This is a genomic window from Dyadobacter fanqingshengii, assembly GCF_023822005.2.
Classification (GTDB): Bacteria; Bacteroidota; Bacteroidia; order Cytophagales; family Spirosomataceae; genus Dyadobacter; species Dyadobacter fanqingshengii.
This window is the reverse complement of the sequence record NZ_CP098806.1, coordinates 1,582,393-1,600,301: the sequence shown is the minus strand read 5'-3', so window position 1 is coordinate 1,600,301 and position 17,909 is coordinate 1,582,393. Positions and strand designations below refer to the sequence as shown.

The following is a 17,909-nucleotide window of genomic DNA, read 5'->3' as shown; positions in this document are numbered from 1 at the left end:
ATGTAAATGTCTGACAAATACCTTACCACAAGCAAGCAGGTGCCTAAAACAAGAACTAAGCGCGATTTAGTGATTGCAGCCGTCCGATAGCGCACATTAAAGCGTTCGGTTTTGGACAATTATTTGATGGAAATGGAATCTATCGGCGCAGTTTTTTACAAAAAGTGCATGATTTGCTTAAAAAGGCTAACCTAGCTTTGCCGCCATCGGTTGTGCGACCATAACCAATACGCAGGAGAATGGTTTATGGTTTTCTCTAAATTGCCGAAATAACTCTTGGTAATTTCCATAGGCACTGCATTTGCCGCCTTTTCGCTTATCATCCGGAAAGTAAAATTATAGTGGAACCGGGAAGTCTTTTCCGATTCAATGTAAACAACAGCCGCATCAGAAGAAACAGCCATCCGTTCACCGCCAATCTGCACCTTTGTATCCTGGTCGAGGAAAGGCAGGTGATATTTGCTACTTCCGGGGGCAGGCCGCTGATCTGCAATCAACAAAATCATTTTCGGCGTGCCAACTTGCTGCAAAAGTGACAGCGCTTTTCTGTAAAAATGTTTGCGGGGAATGAGCGTAACGCCAAGGAAGGAGCGCATTTTAAACATCATCTTATCAATGTGACGGTTTTTTACAGGGGAGAACGCAGAGTAAACATCATATCCCGCCACTTGCGGCAAATTGGTCAGGTATTCCCAGTTCCCGTAATGGGAAGCAAGCAATACAACTTGTTTGTTATCTCGATAAAGCCGTTGCAAAAGCCCCTTATTGGTGTAACTGGCTAATTTGCGTCTCTGGCTGTCGGAAACGCAATAGAACAGGAACGGTTCGACAAAAAGGTCGCTCATATGGTGGTAATAGGATAAAGTCAAATGCCGCAATTCACGTTTATTCTTTGATGGGAATGCCTTAGTAAGATTTGCCAGTATTACCTTATGACGGTATTTCAAAAAGTAGCGCAAGAAAACAAACATAATCATCGACAAGATTTTTGCCCCGGTAATTGCCCAACTATTTGGCCCTATCGGAAGCTTTTTAAACGGAGAAAATATTTTGAACGCTTTGTTCATGAATTGAATGTTAACTAAAAAAGGCACCTGGTAAGGTGCCTTCCAATTTTTCGATGTTATGTTGCTTAAAGATCCAAGCCTGATCGTCTGAGCCTTTCCTCGTCAGTAAGGTCTTCTACTTCTACTTCGGTATTCCGTAAGGTTTCGTTAATCACCTCTTCACGCTCGTCCACGGTTTTGTTCAAGCTTATTTCTTCCACAACCCGTGCTTCTTTGCTTACAAGCGGAACCTCCGCATATTCTGTCATTTCGATAGTTCCTTCTTTAAAAGTATCAAAATCAGATTCAGACGCAATCCGGTCAACCGGTGTCCTGGTAACATTTACTTGTTCCTGACGCAGGCGTATGCTTTCCTGAACGGGACGCTCGATAATGCGGCTTCTTAAACGCACACCACCCGTTTCGATCTCCCGTTTTTCTACCTGCAACTCCTCCCTGATTACCGGAAGCGAATCTGTCTGATCATCTGACACCAATGAGCTATCTGAAACCAGTGAGCCATCGGAAACCACATCAAGAGACCTGTTGGCATAAGGATCAACCGAATTATCGGCATATGTATTAACCGAAGATTCCGTGGCAGTACCAGCGTAACCCTGGCTTGAAACATAACCGGCCGCTGTCTCATCTATGTCAACTGCGCCATACTGATCAAGGATCGCTGCGGCAGTTTCTGCCTCATCGGCGTCGATGGCATGCACGGTCACAATGGTTCCACGCTTTCCTGCTTCCGAATAACGTCTGGTCTCATCTTCATCCCCGTCAAAAAGATCTTTAAAGAAGTTACCAATGCGGTCACCAAAGTCTTCATCATCTCTATTGACTGTTGACGCAGTCGTATCTGAATTGTAAGACGAGGTTGAAATGTCAACATCACCGGCTGCGAACCCGTTTGCCAGCAAATAATTTTGCGCTTCTTGCGCTTTACTTTCACTTTCAAAAATTCCAATTACTGTATTGGCCATGATTTATTATTTTAAAGGTTTTAGTTTGTTGAATTGCGCCAGCCATTAAATATTCGTGCCTGGGTCGCCTTTTGAAATGGTCACTTCTTCCTTTCGCAGTTTTTCGGCATACGATTTTTGTTCCTGATGCACACGCTTCGTAATATGGAGCTCCTCTACCAGCATCAGGCGCTTTTCAACCACGAGTACTTCTTTCATAACCGAAACAATGGTTACTTCACCTTCCTGCCTAACAGCTTCCGGTGCTATTTCCACATATTGGTTAATTTCCTTCCTCTCCACAATCAATTCCTCACTACTGATAGTACCATTAAATAGTGCTTCTTCTTCCAAAACCTTTTTCGAGATTAGTAAGCTCCCGGTTGCAATTCGCTTGGAAGAGACTACCAGCTTTTCTTCAATAATCGGGATCTTCAACGGCTCACCCGAAGGTGAGCTGTTGAAAATATCCTTAAAGTGCTGTTCGCCGGCACTCATTAATAACGTTTTTGAAATTTGTCTACAGTTGCTTTTGTCCCATCTGCAAGATGATTAACCGTGTCTTTGGCTTTATCCGCATATGAGTCAACGACCTCTTTAGTCTGCTCTGCAACTGTGTTCAGCTTTTCTTTGCCTTCTTCAACTGCTATGGCAGCTTTCAGCTTAGTCTCTTCCCACTGATTCCTCAACTTGTCTTTTTGCTGGTCAGCCAGATCTTTAATTTGCTGACGGGTTTCGACACCTGACTTGGGCGCAAATAACATCGCAGCCGCCGCGCCTATGGTAGCGCCAACCAACAAGCCCAGGACAAATCCGCCATCTGAACTTTCTTTCTCATCATAATCATTTCTAGATCTCATTGCAGTATAGTTTTAGTTTGATACCGTGCTTAGCGAAAAATGTGCCAGTACAAAATGGGGGGCGTGATTGCTCTTAAATGTTAAAAATCCTGGAAGCTGGGTAAAATAGGTTGCCCATTTTACCCAGCTTCCAGGATATAAATGCATTGTGCCAGACGGTCGGGCTTTTGTTATGAAATCATCTACTACTTATATACTGACTGGTTCCATACACCGGTTCCGATGGTTTTTTGCACAAACTCTTTGAAATCTGTCGGTTTTCTGCCCAATGCTTCCTCCACACCGTTGGACAAATATTCATTCCGCCCATCCATCACTTCCGTAAACAAATATTTCAACAGCGAAATGACATCGGTAGGAACGTGGTATTTCGTAAGCATTGCCTCATATTCACCGATTGTCACTTCCTGGTACACAATTTCCCTGTTTGTTGCTTCGGCGATTTCCTGCACAGCTTCGCCGAAAGTAAGAAGCAGAGGGCCTGTTACTTCATAAACTTTCCGGCTGTGTTTTGTGTCGGTGAGTGCAGCAACGGCAACGTCTGCAATGTCATCGGTATCAATAAATGGTTCGCGCATATCGCCCACGGGCAGCACTACATATCCGGCTGCAACGGAATCTACCAAAAAACTTTCGCTGAAATTCTGGTTAAAAAAGCTCGCCCTTACAATGGTCCAATCCAGTCCTGATGACATGACGATCTGCTCACATTGCTGCGCTTCTTCTTCTCCGCGGCCGGACAACAAGACCAGTTTTTTGACACCCGCGTCCGCAGCTGATTTTGCCAATGCACTTATTGCGGCCGTTGCTCCGGGCGCAGCCAGGTCGGGCTGAAAGGAAATGTAAACCTGATCTATTCCGTCGAGCGCGGCGTCCCAGGTTGATTTGTCTTCCCAATCAAATGCCGGTGAAGCGGAACGCGAACCGATTCTTACGTCCGCATTCAATTTTTGTAATCTTTCTGCGACCTTGCGGCCTGTTTTACCGGTTCCTCCTAATACTAAGGTTTTCATGAGCTAATTGTTTTGATTCAATATTAATTTTTATCAAAACTAATGCTGCCCGAAAGCTTAAACTTGGACAAAACCGTCAAGTGAATTATTTTCTGAAATTCTTTTCGATTTATAGGCACGCGGTGTAATGCTTGTAAATTCCTTGAAGTTCCGCACGAAATGTGACTGGTCGGAATACCCGTTCTCATAAGCAACGTCCGATAATTTCTCGTAAGCACCTTTGTCCATTTGCCGGATGGACGAATGGAACCGGATAATTTTTGAGAATAATTTTGGAGGAACGCCCACCTGTCTCGCAAATTTCCGCTCGAAAGTCCGCTCCGACATCTCCGTGGTTTCCTGCAAATCTTTCACCGTGTAGCTGCCGCTTGAATTCATCATGAATGTCGTCATATGCTGTATTTGCGGGTCAGCATTGGCGGAAGCCGCCTGGTTTGCCAGAAATGTTTCCATAATCCTGACTTGTTCTTCCGTCGAAGCAGCGTGCATTAAATTGCTTTCCACTTCTTTTGAAAGGGACGAGTAAGTGCGCATGTCCAGGCATGTATCCGTTAACTCGCTGGCGTTGAGCCCAAATAATGCGTGAATCGCATATGGATATAGGACAAAAACGATCATTTTGTAGCTGCCGGAACATTTCATTTCAATGGGTTTGACTGTCTGTCCGTATAGCAGGAAGCTGGATAATTCTTTGTCCCCGATCAAAACACCGGACTCTGTTTGCTGAAACATCAGGCCCGAACAACCATCTGCAAAGAATTTAAGTGAATGATCCGTTTGCTCAATGTCGTGGTTTTCTAAAATCCATATGTTCTTGATGTACTTATTAAGTGCTGATTTTCTGATGATTGGCTTCATGGCTGGTCTATTTATTTTGATGTGTTGACAGTGAGTTGCATTAGCAGGCTTTATCACAGTAAATGTAAGATCCGTCAGGTCAAATAAACTTGTACAAAACCGACACTTTACCGCTCTTTTACCGATTACTAATTGAACCCCGCCAGTCAATCAACGGCTTTGAGAACAAATTACGATTGGTGTTTATTTGTAACGGCTTAATAAAGTTCTGGTACACACACTATATTTTACTATGCACACACTATACTTTACTTGTGATATCAATGCGACGCTAGTAATCCGGATTTGTTCCGCAGCGCCGAACGCTCTTTCATACATTAATGCTGTTCGGCGATTTGGATCAGGTTTCCGCAGGTGTCATCAAAAACGGCGATAGTAACATTATCCATTTTTTTGGGCTCGCTCTTAAATTTCACCCCGAGCTCCAAAAGCTTTTCATAGGTCGCCCCGATATCGTCAACGCCAAACATCGTTGCCGGGATGTTGGCATCGAATAGTTGTTTTTGATAAACCTTTGCAGGACCAAAAGCCATTGGTTCAAGCAATAGTTCCACGCTGTGCTGATCCTCCGGTGAAACAACGGTCAGCCATTTGTATTCCCCGACTGGAACATCCGACTTCACTGCAAAACCCAATTTTTCCGTATAAAATTTCCTGGCTTTTTCCTGGTCATCGACCATTACGCTGGTTACGATAATTTTCATTGTGACTATGTGTTGGTTAAGAGTTGCTTTAATGGCTTATCAAATGGCAGGGAGCGGTTGCGAGGGTTTCTTTTTCAGGATCAATGCGCATAATAGTGACACAATGAGTCCAACCGGCAAAATTTCCGCGTATGTGAAAAGAACGACCATCAATGGACTTTTATACATTTCACGATAGCCCTCCATTTCCACGGATTTTTGTTGCAGTTCCTGCGCGGTTGCCCCTTCTCGCTGTAATTCACGCATGACGTGCGTGGTGTAACGGTCCATAAATTCGGGTACAAATAAGTAATAGTCAATCAGCCAGACAATTACATATACTGTGGAGGCGATTAATGTGATAAGCAGGCCAATCTGAAATGCTTTTCCAAACGACACAGAACCGCCGTTATATTTGTCCCGGAAATTTTTCACACCCACAAAAATCAGTGAAAAAGAGAGTAGCATGGCCGCATAGCCAAGCAGCATATTGCCTTCAAAATCACTGCTGGAATAGCATACGGCGACGGAAGAGACCATGAACACGGAAACAATGATCCCCGAGATCAACCCGCAGACTAGAATGATTTTTTTCATGATGCGATCATTTGGTTAGGTTATGCTGCAAAATTGAGGAGCTGATCGCTAATTTAACTCATACTTTCGGGTGATTTTAGCATGAAACCTACTTTTTCACCCGAAAGTATGGCTCATGGTTAAGGGATGAGACTCAGTCTTTTGGCTTTTTCCACAGCCTGTGTGCGGCTCTTCACTTCCATTTTTTCGAATAATTTGGATGAATGCGTTTTTACGGTGTTCAGAGACACAAAAAGCTGTACGGCGATTTGCTGATTGGTCAGGCCTTCCGCGATCAGGCTGAGGACTTCGAGTTCTCTTTTGCTTAAACCAAGACGTGCCTGTTCCTGGACATTAAACTGAAAGTCCTTTGTATCGATAAAAACTTCTTTTTCAACGAACACTGTTTCGACTTTTGGCTTGGTCAGTTTGAGTGCAATCCAGATCCCCAGGCCGGTGAAGAGCAATGCGATGGCACCTGCATAAATTTCGAAGATGTGATTGATGACGATAAAACGGAGTTCGAGCCACTTTAACAAAAACAACAGTAAGGCGAGTGAGATGCCGTATAGGATTGTTGGTTTGTATTTATTGAAAACTTCCCAAGTCATTTGCAGCGATTTTTTGGCTAGTAATTAAATATCATACTTTTTATATTAAATTCTAATATTATTAATATAAAAAGTATTTTATGTTTTAATAAAAAAAGAGCCGTACGACACGCACGGCTCTGCAATTGTTTTATGAAGTTATTTTGAAATAAATTTGTTGAAACGGCTTTCTTTTCCGTCTGCTGTTTCTGTTTGATGCAGAAATTGAAGATTTCCTTCATCAAACTTCTGGAAAAATTCGTCCCAACCGATCTCTTGCAATGTGTCCTCTCCAGAATATCCGGGAAAGTCAATTCTCAGGATCCCGGCTTCTGATTTCTTTTTACTGGTGCCTTTCACCATCGCTGGTTTGCCGCCCCGCTGTTCAACCCATGCACGGATCTCATCGTGGTTGGATGTTGTGTTTGACTTGGAATCCGAATCGCTGCTTTTTTTAGCGGGACTTTTGGTAGTGCTTTTAGCAGTGCTTTTGGTAGTTGCCTTGGTCTCCGTTTTTGTGGCCGTTTTTGCGGCTGTTTTCGCAGGCGTTTTAGTTTCTGCTTTGTCGACAGTCTCCTTTTTTGCTGCTGTTTTAGTCTCCTTTTTTGCCGCAGTCTTAGTCTCGCTCTTTGCCGCAGTCTTAGTCTCACTCTTTGCAGCGGTTGATTTGGACGCTGTTTTCGTTGCCGCCTTAGGCGCTGTTTTCTTTGTATTGGTTTTTGCTGATGCAGTAGCCATAATATTTTTATTTGTTGATTGATTCCATTTTTATTAAAAAAGCATGCCGCGCAAAAAAACAAAAAGGGTGCATCCATAAAAATGGATACACCCTGTAATCAGAAGAGGATCATGTGATTAGTTCGAAGAAGATCCGCCCTGCATATCGCCTAATTTTGCCTCGTCGTCCGCAATTCTTCTCCTTAATGACTCAATGTCTTTTTTAAGGTCGTCGAGATGATCTGCTGCTTTTCTGGCGCGTTTGGCATCTTTTCGGGCGCCGCTTGCGCTGTTCCCTGCTCTTCTGGCCAGTTTCTTGTCTTGCGGATCACTGCCTAATCTTTCAGCATTCTTTTGATTGTCATCCGCTGATCTTTGCGCTTGTTCCGCCGTTTTTTCTACTTCGCGTGTTGCGCCATCCAATTCATTTTCGAGCTTGGCAAGCTCCATTTTGCGCTCATTTAATTTTTTGCTAACCTCAATGTTCGCCTTTTGCTCTTTGAGCGTGTTCAAAGAATCCTTTGAAACAACCTGGGCCGTCAGCGGCATGGTGATGGAGAGAAATCCAAGCAATGCGAGCGTTCCGATAGTTTTTATTTTCATAACATGTTAGAGTAAGATTACCAGCACAGTGCAATAATCATGCCTCGGAGTTTCGACCTTCTTAACCTCAAAACGGTGTTTTTAGGAATTTAAACATGACGTTTATGGTTAGTTGGTTATTGTCAACAAAAATTAGCCATATATTGAAAAATTTTCCAAAAGCACTCCTGCTCGCTTTGGGAATGACTTTAACAGCCTGCGAGGGCGTATTTCAGTACAATCCCAATCAAGTTATTTTTAAAGACAGCGAGACCAATTTAAACCAGAAAAACATCGAGCGCATTCAGGCCATTCCTTTAAAGGATACGGTCAGGTTTATCCTCATGGGGGATACGCAGCGCTGGTACGATGAAACAGACGCTTTTATAGAAAGCGCGAACAATCAGAAAGACGTTGCTTTTGTGTTGCACGCAGGTGACATTTCCGACTTCGGGCTTTCCCAGGAGTTCAAGTGGGTGAATGAGATTCTGGTGAAACTTAAATGTCCTTACCTCACCGTTATCGGCAACCATGATCTCGTAGCGAACGGACCAGCAGCTTACCGCAAAATTTACGGGCCGATGGATTACTCATTCGAGTATGGCCATAACAAGTTCATTTTTATTAATACGAATTCACGCGAATACGTCTTCAATGGCGAAGTTCCAAACTTAAACTGGCTCCAATCCCAGCTTGCTGACAACCGCGATAACAAAAATGCGATTGTCGTAGCGCATATTCCGCCTTTCGACGGAGATTTCGATCCGAAATTGCAGGATGGTTATGCCGGACTTCTGGCCAATGATCCTAATGTCAAATTTTCGCTCTACGGTCATCAGCACACATTCAGGGATGGCGATTTTTATGAGGATGGTGTTCACTATTACCTCACTACCAGCACAGGAGAGCGCGGTTATTGGCTTTTTACGACCTGGAAAGGTGGTTATAAAGCAGAAAAGATTGAATACTGATCGTCATGAAGAAATTACCTCTACTACTGTTCCTCTTAGCTCCTTTTTTTGCAACTGCTCAAATTAAGGACAGGCTGGATTCCGAGCGAAAGTGGTTTATGCCCGACCATTTGAAATTACAGTTTGCGGGTAACATTGGCTTTTTGTCCGGCGGGCCTGGTTATATTTCTAACAACAAAACCCTCGAAACGGACTTGCTTTTTGGCTTCCTTCCGCAAAAGTTTGGGGGCGACGGGCTGTTTAGTACAACATTAAAAACCACATACTCTCCCTGGAGCATTCCTTTGAAGAACAGTTATTATATCAAACCATTTTCCATTGGATTTTATCTGAGCTACACTTTTGGGAAACAGTTTGATACAAAATTGCCATCTCACTATCCGGTTGGATATTACTGGTGGGCGACCTCATTCAGACCCGGCGCTTACATAGGTGGCAAGTTGGGCAAGGATTTGGTTGTAAATAAAAGGCAGCGATCGCTCGAAATGTATTATGAACTAGGCACTTACGACCTTTTACTGATCAGCTATGTGCAGAACACGGGTTATCTCAGACCTTCGGATATTGTAAATCTGGCGATAGGGCTGCGGTATGGCTTTTAAGGCTGGTTTATTCCGTCTTTTCTGAAATATCGCGAATGACCTCATCCAGTTCCTTTGCAGATAATAGCAAATGATCCAGGAGCTCATTTTTCTCAATGTCGGTATGCGAATAATTTTTGATCAGATCGATCACGCCCATTAGGCGTGCAAGTGGCGCACGAACCACATGCGATTGAAGATAAGCAATCTCCTGTAATTTAAGCTCCTCCCGTTTTTGCCTCGACCTGCTTGAAATAATGATTTCACAATTTTTTTTGTTTTCCAAAATGATTTTCAAAATCGCAACTGCACGGTCTATCACCTTCAGCTCATCCTCATCGGGCGTCTTGATATGATCATAATAAATGGCAAAAGTGGCTGTGACACTGCCATCCGAATCCAGTATCGGATGTGACCAGCAGGAGCGAAGATTGTGGGGAAGCGCCAGGTGAGAGTACATGGTCCACCGCGAATCGCGTACGATGTCGCTGACGATCACCTTTTCTTTGAGGTAAGCAGCTGTGCCGCATGAGCCGGCATTGGGCCCGATTTGCAACCCTTCGAGTGCCCGGATATAAGCTTCCGGCAAACTGGGTGAGGACAAATTGCTTAATTTCCCGTCTACAATGCCAACAATAGAGCATTTCATATGCGGATATATCTGCTCGATTCCCAGCAAATACTGCGACAACATCTTTTTCAGTGAATGTTCCTTCGTTGAATTTAATTCCAGGACAGTCCTTTCCAAATGTTCAAGAATTTCAAACCGCTTGGTTTCGGTCACGTCCACCATCACGCCGCGCAAAAGGGTAGGCACGCCGTCTGTTTTGATCACGGAAACGATGTCTTTAATCCAAACAATGTTGCCGTCAGCCGATATCATACGGTAGTCGAAAATATGGTTTCGGCCTTCCCGTGTTTGCCGGTGACAGTAACCGATCGCATGTTCGAGGTCGTCCGGGTGAATATGGCTTTGCCAGAAATTCTTGGTTTTTATCCATTCTTCGGGCGGGTAACCCAGGATTCGCGAGGACTGGTCACTCACAAATGAAAATTCCAGCGTATTCACATCTGCTTCCCATACAATGCCATCGACGGTCTGCACGAGCGATTCGAAACGGTTACGCGATTCAAGTAATCCAAGCTCGGCCAACTTGCGGTCGTGAATATCCTGGATCGCCCCGTAAATCCGGATGCATTGTCCATCCCGCAATTCGGCCCTGCCGCTTACCCGGATCCAGCATTTGTTTCCTTTGGCTGTTTCGATGATAGCCTCAATGTCGAATAATGATCCGTCGCTGATCGTTCTTTGCATGGCCTGCATGACCAGCTCCTGGTATTCATGCGTATAAAAATCCATGGGGGAGCTGAAACTCGGCTGATAGTCGAGGCTCACTTCGTGAATTTCCTTAACCAAATCGGACCAGATGATAGATTCCGAAAGCAAATCTGCTTCCCAGCTTCCAACCCGTGCTATGCGTTGCGTCTCGCCCATGGTCTTTTCATCGACCATACCATTAAACAGGCTCAAATCCATGCTTGTGAATTTTAGTTGTATGGGTACGTAATGGAGTTAACGCAGAGTATAAAGACAATTTATATTTTTAATGTTAATTCTTCATGCATTTTAGCTACCTGTTTAATGAGAATTTATTCGACATGTAGGTGTGATCGTTAACACACTGCAAAAATTCATTTGGCTTCCGCTTCGATTTTTCCAATGGCTGCTTCCAGGTCGATGCCTTTTCCGAGCACGGGTTTAAACAGATCGCCTTCCTGCTGCAACCGGTCCATCGCATTTAAAATAGTAAAGTCCCGCAACTGCAAGCCTATTTTAACTTCTTCCCAATGCAATGGCATTGAAACAGTCGCGCCCGGTTTCGGTCTGATGGAGTAGGGAGCCGCTAATGTTGCTTTCGGGCGATTTTGCAGGTAATCAATGTATAGTTTTCCTTTGCGGTTTTTGGTCATGCGCTCAATGCTGGTGAAGCCGGGCAATTCCTGTTGCACCTGGCTGGCGATCCATTGGGCAAAAAGCTGACATTGATCGTAAGAATATTTTGCGCCCAGCGGGATGTAAATGTGCAGGCCTGTGGAGCCGGATGTCTTGCAGTAACCGTCAATATTCAGCGAGTCCAGTAATTGTTTAATAGCCAGCGCCGTCTCGATCACCTGCTCGAAAGTGTTGGTCGTGTCCGGGTCCAGATCGAGCAGGCACCAGTCGGGGTTATCCGGTTTATGGGTACGGCTGTTCCAGGGATTCATGTCAATGCAGCCCAGATTGGCCATATATAACAATGCCGCTTCATCATTGCAAACCATAAAGTTTTTCTGCTGTTCTTCATCATTTGCAGTGTAGGGAAACATTTCAACCCACGACGGCACCTTGCCGGTGACGTCTTTTTGGTAAAAACTCTTTCCATCAATGCCATTGGGGAAGCGGTTTAATGACAATGGCCTGCGTTCCAGATATGGCAAAATGAACGGGGCGACCTGATAGTAATAATTGATGACATCGCGCTTCGTAATTTTTTCATGATGCCAGAAAATCTTACTCAGATTTGAAAATTTGACCTCATTACCATTGATTTTTCTGACCTGCGTTTCATCCGTCGGGTTAAGCAATGTCTTGCGTTTCGACTTGTCTGGTTTCGCGATGATCTCTTTCTTTTCCGACTTTTTTTCTTCTTTTTGCGCTTTCTTATCTTCCTTCTCTGACTTTTTGTCCTCTTCAACAGCTTTTTCCGTCGGCTGCTCGATTTCGCGCACAACGTCCCTGGCTTTTTTATCCTCACGCATTCCCTCAAACGACGGGTGACGGAAAACGCCGTCCGAAGTCACTTCTGTGAAGCTCACTTCGCAAACCAGCTCCGGTTTGAGCCAGGTTGCATTGGCTTTCGGCGGATTGGGCCGGAAACGGGATGGCTTGTTGTAATCGGGTGTTTCTTTGAATGGACTATTTTCTGTTTCCAATGGCTTAAACAGTTCCAGCATTTCTTTTTGCTGTTTGTCCTTGAAGCCCGTGCCGACTTTGCCTACATATTGCAGCACGCCCTGGTCGTAAGCAGCCAGTAACAGCGCACTAAAATGCTTGGACGTGCCCGCATTGCGTGTGTAACCTGCTATGATGACTTCCTGCCGGTTGTGTATTTTAATTTTCAGCCAATCGTTCGTGCGCAAACCGACCTGATAGGCGCTATCGGATCTTTTGGCAATGATCCCTTCCAGTCCCATTTCCCCGGCCGCATTAAAAAAGGCAGTTCCCTCAGCCGCAATACTGTAACCAATCCTGACGGGACTATCCTCAGTCACTATGCTTTGCAAAATAGCTTTTCGCTCGGTTAAAGGCAGATCTACAAGACTTTTGCCTTCATACCACAATATATCAAATACATAATAGACCAGCTCACCGTCTGCCTCGCTGCGCCAGTTTTGCAAAGCCCCGAAATCAGAATGGCCTTTATCATTGATGACAACAACTTCCCCGTCCAGCACCGCATTGATCTTCCAGTCACACAGGCCTTCGTGAATGGGATAAAACTTATCATTAAATGACTTCTTATTCCGCGATTTAAGCTCGGTAACGCCTTTATTCATGTAAGCCAATGCCCGGTAACCGTCCCATTTGACCTCATATTCCCAGCCCGGATCATCAAATGGTTCGTCGACTAGCGTAGCGAGCATGGGCACGATGTCCTCAGGAAATTTCGCCTTTTTACCCTTTTTCAAGAGCGTTGCAGCGTCCTTTTCACCGGATTTATCGTCTTTTTCCTTTTCAATGTATTCATCAATAGGGGCTTCCTCATCCTTTTTGTCCTTCGTCTTTTTGGCTTTATCACCTGTCTTTTCATCACTTTCTGATTCCCCCCAAACATTATCAGTGGTTGCTTTTATAGCATCCAATGTCTTATTGGAAATCACCGATTTATCTTGTTTTGTAATATCCGTTTCGGATGCAAATTTATCCCGGTGCTTAATGAGCAGCCAGGAGTTTTCTGACATACCTTTTGTTTTGACCAAAGCAAATTCACCTTTTAGCTTTTTGCCTTTCATGCGGATCTTTACAGAGCCGGATGCCAGTTCTTTCAGTAATATTTTCTCCTTTTCCTTTTTGGTTTTGGCTTCTTCCAATGGTTCGTATGTCCCTTCATCCCAGACCATTACGGTTCCAGCACCATAATTGCCTTTTGGTATTATTCCTTCGAAGTCCTTGTAATCGTAAGGATGGTCTTCCACCATCATAGCCAGCCGCTTCGTAGCCGGATCCAGGGAAGGGCCTTTAGGAACGGCCCAGCTTTTCAAAACACCATCCATTTCCAGCCTGAAATCGTAATGCAGCCGCGAAGCATGATGTTTTTGGATCACAAAAATGAGTTCTTCCGAATCGGCTTTTCCACCCTTTGGTTCAGGTGTTTTCTCAAAGGAACGTTTCTCGTTGTATTTGGTCAGGCTCATGGTTTTAATAGCGTTTAATGAAGAGTTTTGCGAACCAATACATTCAAAATAATCGTACCGCATTGATAGCGAGCGCCTGGCAGGAATGGTTTTTTGGCTGTCGATGGCTTACCAACCGCATTTTGTGATGAGTGTTATCGATATATTGGGAGAACAGGAAGAAACTTTGGGAACTGCGGAAGACCTTCGCGAGGAGATCATCGTGGAAAGCGTGCAGGAGGAACTTTCAGGTAGTTTGGTTAAGATTGAATTCGAAACTTCCCTCGGGCTTTGCCGGGGTTACTATCATTCGGGAGAACTGGGACATGAGGAAATCAACATGGATGAAGATTCCATCAGCACATTGAAGTTGCTCTTTACTGCTTTCAATGGAGTTTTTGTGCATCAGGCCAATAGGGACTGGGTGGAGATCAGTCTCGCGGAACATATCAGCGGATTGCCTGAATATAAAATATACAACCGCGTCGTGACAGGAGGTGCAGCGTAGGTGTTCGGTCAAGATCTCATGCTTCAACATTTCAACATCAAATTCGGCAGGTTTGCGTAAAAAAATATCAGCCAAATGACCAAATTTTTCGAAATTAGGACATTGAGTTACGCCAAGCCATTATTTCATGAAGGATATAAAAGTAGAGGATCTGAAATCCATAAAAGTTTTTCAGGATGTGCCTGAGGATCAGTTGCAATGGATGATTGACAGGAGCAGGCACTATGAATTGGAAGAAAGCGCGTTTATGACTTCGCCCGGTGAGCCGCTGAATGGCACGCACGTCATCATTTCCGGTCGCATTGAATTGTACCGCATTCAGAACAATGCCAAGTTGTTTATTGCAGAGTTGCTTCCCGGCACAGTCACGGGCGTTTTGCCATTCTCGAGAGGGAAAGTGGGTGTGGCTTACGGTCAATGTACGGAGCTGACGCAGATCATGACATTTCCGGTTGAGCAGATGCGGGAACTGATCATCTCTCACTACGAGCTTACGCAGGCGCTGGTGGTTGTAATGACTTCCCGAGTGCGTGAGTTCACGGAACTGGAACAGCAAAATGAGAAAATGATGGCATTAGGTAAGTTATCGGCCGGCCTCGCGCACGAGCTGAACAATCCGGCAGCTGCAATTGTACGGGGTTCTGTTTCTTTAAAAAAACACCTGTTATTGCAGCCAGGCGCATTCAAAAAGCTTATTTCCATTCACCTTTCTCCGGAAGAGATTGAACTCATCAATGCAAAAATGATGGAAATTATGGCAAACACGGAGCGTCCTGTGCTGAGTATGATGCAGCGCTCCGAACGCGAGGACGAAATTCTGGACTGGCTGGATGTGAACAGCATTGGGGAATGCGATGATATTGCGGATAATATTGTAGAATTTGGCATCACCGAGGCTGATCTCGAAGAGCTGAAAAGCAAGATCAATAAAGATGATTTTTCCCCGATCCTGCTTTGGATCAATAATAACCTGACCACCGAACGCATGGTGGCCGACATTCAGGAAGCCTCAAAAAGGATCGCGGATCTGGTGGGTTCTGTGAAGACATTCACGCACATGGACAGGGGCGGGGAGAAGGAAGTGATCGACATTCACATTGGTATCAAAAATACACTCACAATGCTGAATTATAAGTTGAAAAAGGTTAATATTAAAGTTACAGAAGAATTTGATCTGACGCTGCCGCATGTAAAAGTAATGGTAGGCGAGCTCAATCAGGTCTGGACCAATCTGATTGACAACGCGATAGACGCGCTGGAAAACCAGCCTAATCCTGAATTGCGGATCATTACGCACAGGGACAAGGAATTTGTGAAAGTGTCTATTTGCGACAATGGCCCGGGCATTCCGGCAGAGATCAAAAACAAAATTTTCGATCCGTTTTTTACCACTAAGGCAATTGGAAAGGGCACGGGTTTGGGTTTGGATGTGGTGATGCGTATTATCAAACAGCATCACGGCTCAGTGACGCTGCATACCGGTCCTGGTAAGACGGAATTTTTGGTTTGTTTTCCAATCAATGGTTAATTTGAATTTCTTAATCCTATAACAATATCATTACTATGGGTTTGCCCATTATATTTTCAATCGACGACGATCCACAGGTTTTGCGGGCGATCAGCCGCGACCTGAAAGCGCAATACCGGGATAAATACCGGGTGCTGAGCACTTCTTCCGTTAGCGAGGCTATGGAGAGCTTATTGGAACTTCAAAATAAAGGTGAAGAAGTGGCTATTTTCGTTTCCGATCAGCGTATGCCGGAAATGCAGGGCGTGGATTTCCTCGAAAAAGCGATGGCTATTTTTCCTTTCGCTAAAAGGGTGTTGCTAACCGCATATTCGGACACGGATGCGGCGATAAAGGCGATTAACGATGTGCAGCTGGATTATTACCTCATGAAACCGTGGGATCCGCCTGAGGAAAAACTTTATCCCGCCATTGATGAATTGCTGCACGACTGGCAAGCCAATTACCGCCCGGATTTTAAAGGCATTAAAGTAATAGGTTACCAATTCTCGCCTAAGTCCCACGAAATCAAGGATTTTCTTGCTGGTAATCTGGTCCCTTATCAATGGATGGATGCCAATTCGAGTGATGCGGGCAAACAGATTATTAAAACCAATGGATTATGTCCAACCGATTTTCCAACTGTCATTTTTGAAGACGGGACAATCCTGAAAACGCCTTCGTTACTGGATGTGGCTTCTCATATCGGTTTGAATGCGAAGGTGAAATTGCAGGTTTACGATGTGGTTATTATTGGCGCTGGTCCGGCTGGGCTGGCTGCTTCGGTTTATGGTGCTTCGGAAGGTTTAAGTACTTTACTGATCGAGCGGAAAGCACCTGGTGGTCAGGCTGGTACGAGTTCCAGAATCGAAAATTATCTGGGCTTTCCGGCTGGTTTGAGTGGTTCGGAGCTGACAAGGAGGGCCATTACACAGGCAACGCGTTTTGGGACAGAATTCCTATCCCCGCAATCGGTGAAGGAGATTAAATTAAAAGATCAGTATAAAACCATTGTGCTGGAAGACGACACGGAGATCAATGCCCGCGCCGTGGTGATCACAACGGGTGTGGATTACCGGAAGCTGGAAACCAAAGGGATCGAAGATTTTACAGGCAAAGGCATTTATTATGGCGCGGCCAGCACGGAAGCGAGCTCTTGCGGCAATAAAGACGTTTATGTGCTCGGCGGTGGAAATTCTGCCGGTCAGGCGGCCATGTATCTGTCCAAATTTGCCAAAAACGTCTACATTATAGTCCGCAAAAATGACCTTTCTTCTTCCATGTCCTCTTATCTGATCGACCAGATCAGAAACACAGAGAATGTGGCGATCCTGGGTTGCACAGAAATCATGGAAGCGAAAGGCGACGAACATTTGGAAGGGTTAAGACTGGTTGACCTGAACACTGCCGAAGAACGTGATGTGCCTGCCGACGCACTTTTTATCTTCATCGGTGCCAGACCTTACACGGATTGGGTTGGTTTACAGATCATTAAAAACAACAAAGGATTCATCGAAACCGGCCGGGATATGAAGAGTCATGACAGTTTCCGCCAGGTTTGGAAAATGCAGCGTGATCCTTATTTGCTGGAAACCAGTTCACCCGGGATTTTCGCGGCTGGGGATGTGCGTGCGGGCGCCATGAACCGCGTCACGTCGGCGGTTGGAGAAGGCTCAATGTCAATCAGTTTTGTTCACCAATATTTAAGTGAAGTATAATGGATCAGGTTTGTCAGCACATCAGTGAAATTACGGAGATCAAAAAAGCGGCTGCTTATGCGTGCGAGGAATGCGTAAAAGTGGATGGACGGTGGCTGCACCTGCGCACCTGCCAGACGTGTGGCGCAACATTATGCTGCGACAGCTCTCCCGCAAAGCACATGACGCAGCATTATCACCAAACCGGTCATCCAGTCGCGAGTTCCGCGGAACCGGGTGAGCAGTGGCTTTGGTGTTATAAAGATGAAGCATTTGTTGAATACGACTAGGGTCGAAAATTCCCGGATTGAATTTTGTAAC

The 17,909-nt window shown here is 44.9% G+C and carries 19 protein-coding genes; 6 read left to right on the top strand and 13 right to left on the bottom strand.

Going from position 1 to position 17,909, the window contains the following annotated elements; all coding sequences use genetic code 11:
* Positions 1 to 191: 191 nt before the first annotated feature.
* The 11 genes from NFI81_RS06380 to NFI81_RS06330 form a co-directional block, all read right to left on the bottom strand.
* Positions 192 to 971 (bottom strand): lysophospholipid acyltransferase family protein, encoded by a 780-nt coding sequence (locus NFI81_RS06380; protein ID WP_234614888.1) that lies wholly within the window; start codon positions 969 to 971, stop codon positions 192 to 194.
* Positions 972 to 1,132: 161 nt separating this feature from the next.
* Positions 1,133 to 2,032, bottom strand: a complete 900-nt coding sequence (locus NFI81_RS06375; RefSeq protein ID WP_234613368.1) for a YsnF/AvaK domain-containing protein — start codon at positions 2,030 to 2,032, stop codon at positions 1,133 to 1,135.
* Positions 2,033 to 2,077: 45 nt separating this feature from the next.
* Complete coding sequence (locus NFI81_RS06370; protein WP_234613369.1) at positions 2,078 to 2,509, bottom strand: YsnF/AvaK domain-containing protein; 432 nt, start codon at positions 2,507 to 2,509, stop codon at positions 2,078 to 2,080.
* Complete coding sequence (locus tag NFI81_RS06365; protein ID WP_234613370.1) at positions 2,509 to 2,871, bottom strand: YtxH domain-containing protein; 363 nt, start codon at positions 2,869 to 2,871, stop codon at positions 2,509 to 2,511. The genes NFI81_RS06370 and NFI81_RS06365 overlap by 1 nt, the downstream gene beginning before the upstream one ends.
* 185 nt (positions 2,872 to 3,056) lie before the next feature.
* On the bottom strand, positions 3,057 to 3,884 hold the full coding sequence (locus NFI81_RS06360; RefSeq protein WP_234613371.1) for an NAD(P)H-binding protein: 828 nt from the start codon (positions 3,882 to 3,884) through the stop codon (positions 3,057 to 3,059).
* A gap of 57 nt (positions 3,885 to 3,941) precedes the next feature.
* Positions 3,942 to 4,742 (bottom strand): helix-turn-helix domain-containing protein, encoded by an 801-nt coding sequence (locus NFI81_RS06355; RefSeq protein ID WP_234613372.1) that lies wholly within the window; start codon positions 4,740 to 4,742, stop codon positions 3,942 to 3,944.
* Positions 4,743 to 5,059: 317 nt separating this feature from the next.
* Positions 5,060 to 5,446 (bottom strand): VOC family protein, encoded by a 387-nt coding sequence (locus NFI81_RS06350; protein ID WP_234613373.1) that lies wholly within the window; start codon positions 5,444 to 5,446, stop codon positions 5,060 to 5,062.
* A 39-nt stretch (positions 5,447 to 5,485) separates the two neighbouring features.
* Positions 5,486 to 6,022 (bottom strand): DUF4199 domain-containing protein, encoded by a 537-nt coding sequence (locus NFI81_RS06345; RefSeq protein ID WP_234613374.1) that lies wholly within the window; start codon positions 6,020 to 6,022, stop codon positions 5,486 to 5,488.
* Positions 6,023 to 6,141: 119 nt separating this feature from the next.
* The gene (locus tag NFI81_RS06340; protein WP_234613376.1) at positions 6,142 to 6,612 is read right to left on the bottom strand and encodes a response regulator transcription factor; all 471 of its coding nucleotides are present in this window, start codon (positions 6,610 to 6,612) and stop codon (positions 6,142 to 6,144) included.
* A 138-nt stretch (positions 6,613 to 6,750) separates the two neighbouring features.
* Entirely contained in the window at positions 6,751 to 7,329 is a 579-nt protein-coding gene (locus tag NFI81_RS06335; RefSeq protein WP_234613377.1) for a hypothetical protein, read from the bottom strand.
* A gap of 117 nt (positions 7,330 to 7,446) precedes the next feature.
* Positions 7,447 to 7,911, bottom strand: coding sequence for a hypothetical protein (locus NFI81_RS06330; RefSeq protein WP_234613378.1), 465 nt, complete (start codon positions 7,909 to 7,911; stop codon positions 7,447 to 7,449).
* 143 nt (positions 7,912 to 8,054) lie between these two features.
* On the opposite strand from NFI81_RS06330, the gene NFI81_RS06325 reads away from it, so the two are divergent.
* Positions 8,055 to 8,861: a metallophosphoesterase family protein gene (locus tag NFI81_RS06325; RefSeq protein WP_234613379.1), complete on the top strand. Its 807-nt coding sequence runs from the start codon at positions 8,055 to 8,057 to the stop codon at positions 8,859 to 8,861.
* 5 nt (positions 8,862 to 8,866) lie between these two features.
* The gene (locus NFI81_RS06320; RefSeq protein ID WP_234613380.1) at positions 8,867 to 9,463 is read left to right on the top strand and encodes a hypothetical protein; all 597 of its coding nucleotides are present in this window, start codon (positions 8,867 to 8,869) and stop codon (positions 9,461 to 9,463) included.
* A gap of 7 nt (positions 9,464 to 9,470) precedes the next feature.
* Here NFI81_RS06320 and NFI81_RS06315 read toward each other — a convergent pair whose 3' ends face one another.
* Together NFI81_RS06315 and ligD are read right to left on the bottom strand one after the other, a co-directional pair.
* Entirely contained in the window at positions 9,471 to 10,979 is a 1,509-nt protein-coding gene (locus NFI81_RS06315) for a PAS domain-containing protein (protein ID WP_234613381.1), read from the bottom strand.
* Between the two features lie 155 nt (positions 10,980 to 11,134).
* Positions 11,135 to 13,897, bottom strand: coding sequence for a DNA ligase D (gene ligD, locus NFI81_RS06310; RefSeq protein ID WP_234613382.1), 2,763 nt, complete (start codon positions 13,895 to 13,897; stop codon positions 11,135 to 11,137).
* Positions 13,898 to 14,024: 127 nt separating this feature from the next.
* Here ligD and NFI81_RS06305 point away from each other — a divergent pair, with 127 nt between their 5' ends.
* The 4 genes from NFI81_RS06305 to NFI81_RS06290 all read left to right on the top strand — a co-directional run bounded on the left by NFI81_RS06305 (position 14,025) and on the right by NFI81_RS06290 (position 17,878).
* Positions 14,025 to 14,384 carry a hypothetical protein gene (locus tag NFI81_RS06305; RefSeq protein ID WP_234613383.1) on the top strand — a complete coding sequence of 120 codons (360 nt, stop codon included), beginning with the start codon at positions 14,025 to 14,027 and terminating at the stop codon, positions 14,382 to 14,384.
* Positions 14,385 to 14,511: 127 nt separating this feature from the next.
* The gene (locus NFI81_RS06300; protein ID WP_234613384.1) at positions 14,512 to 15,912 is read left to right on the top strand and encodes a sensor histidine kinase; all 1,401 of its coding nucleotides are present in this window, start codon (positions 14,512 to 14,514) and stop codon (positions 15,910 to 15,912) included.
* Between the two features lie 35 nt (positions 15,913 to 15,947).
* On the top strand, positions 15,948 to 17,609 hold the full coding sequence (locus NFI81_RS06295) for a response regulator (RefSeq protein WP_234613385.1): 1,662 nt from the start codon (positions 15,948 to 15,950) through the stop codon (positions 17,607 to 17,609).
* Positions 17,609 to 17,878, top strand: coding sequence for a UBP-type zinc finger domain-containing protein (locus NFI81_RS06290; RefSeq protein ID WP_234613387.1), 270 nt, complete (start codon positions 17,609 to 17,611; stop codon positions 17,876 to 17,878). The genes NFI81_RS06295 and NFI81_RS06290 overlap by 1 nt, the downstream gene beginning before the upstream one ends.
* The last annotated feature ends 31 nt before the right edge of the window (positions 17,879 to 17,909 follow it).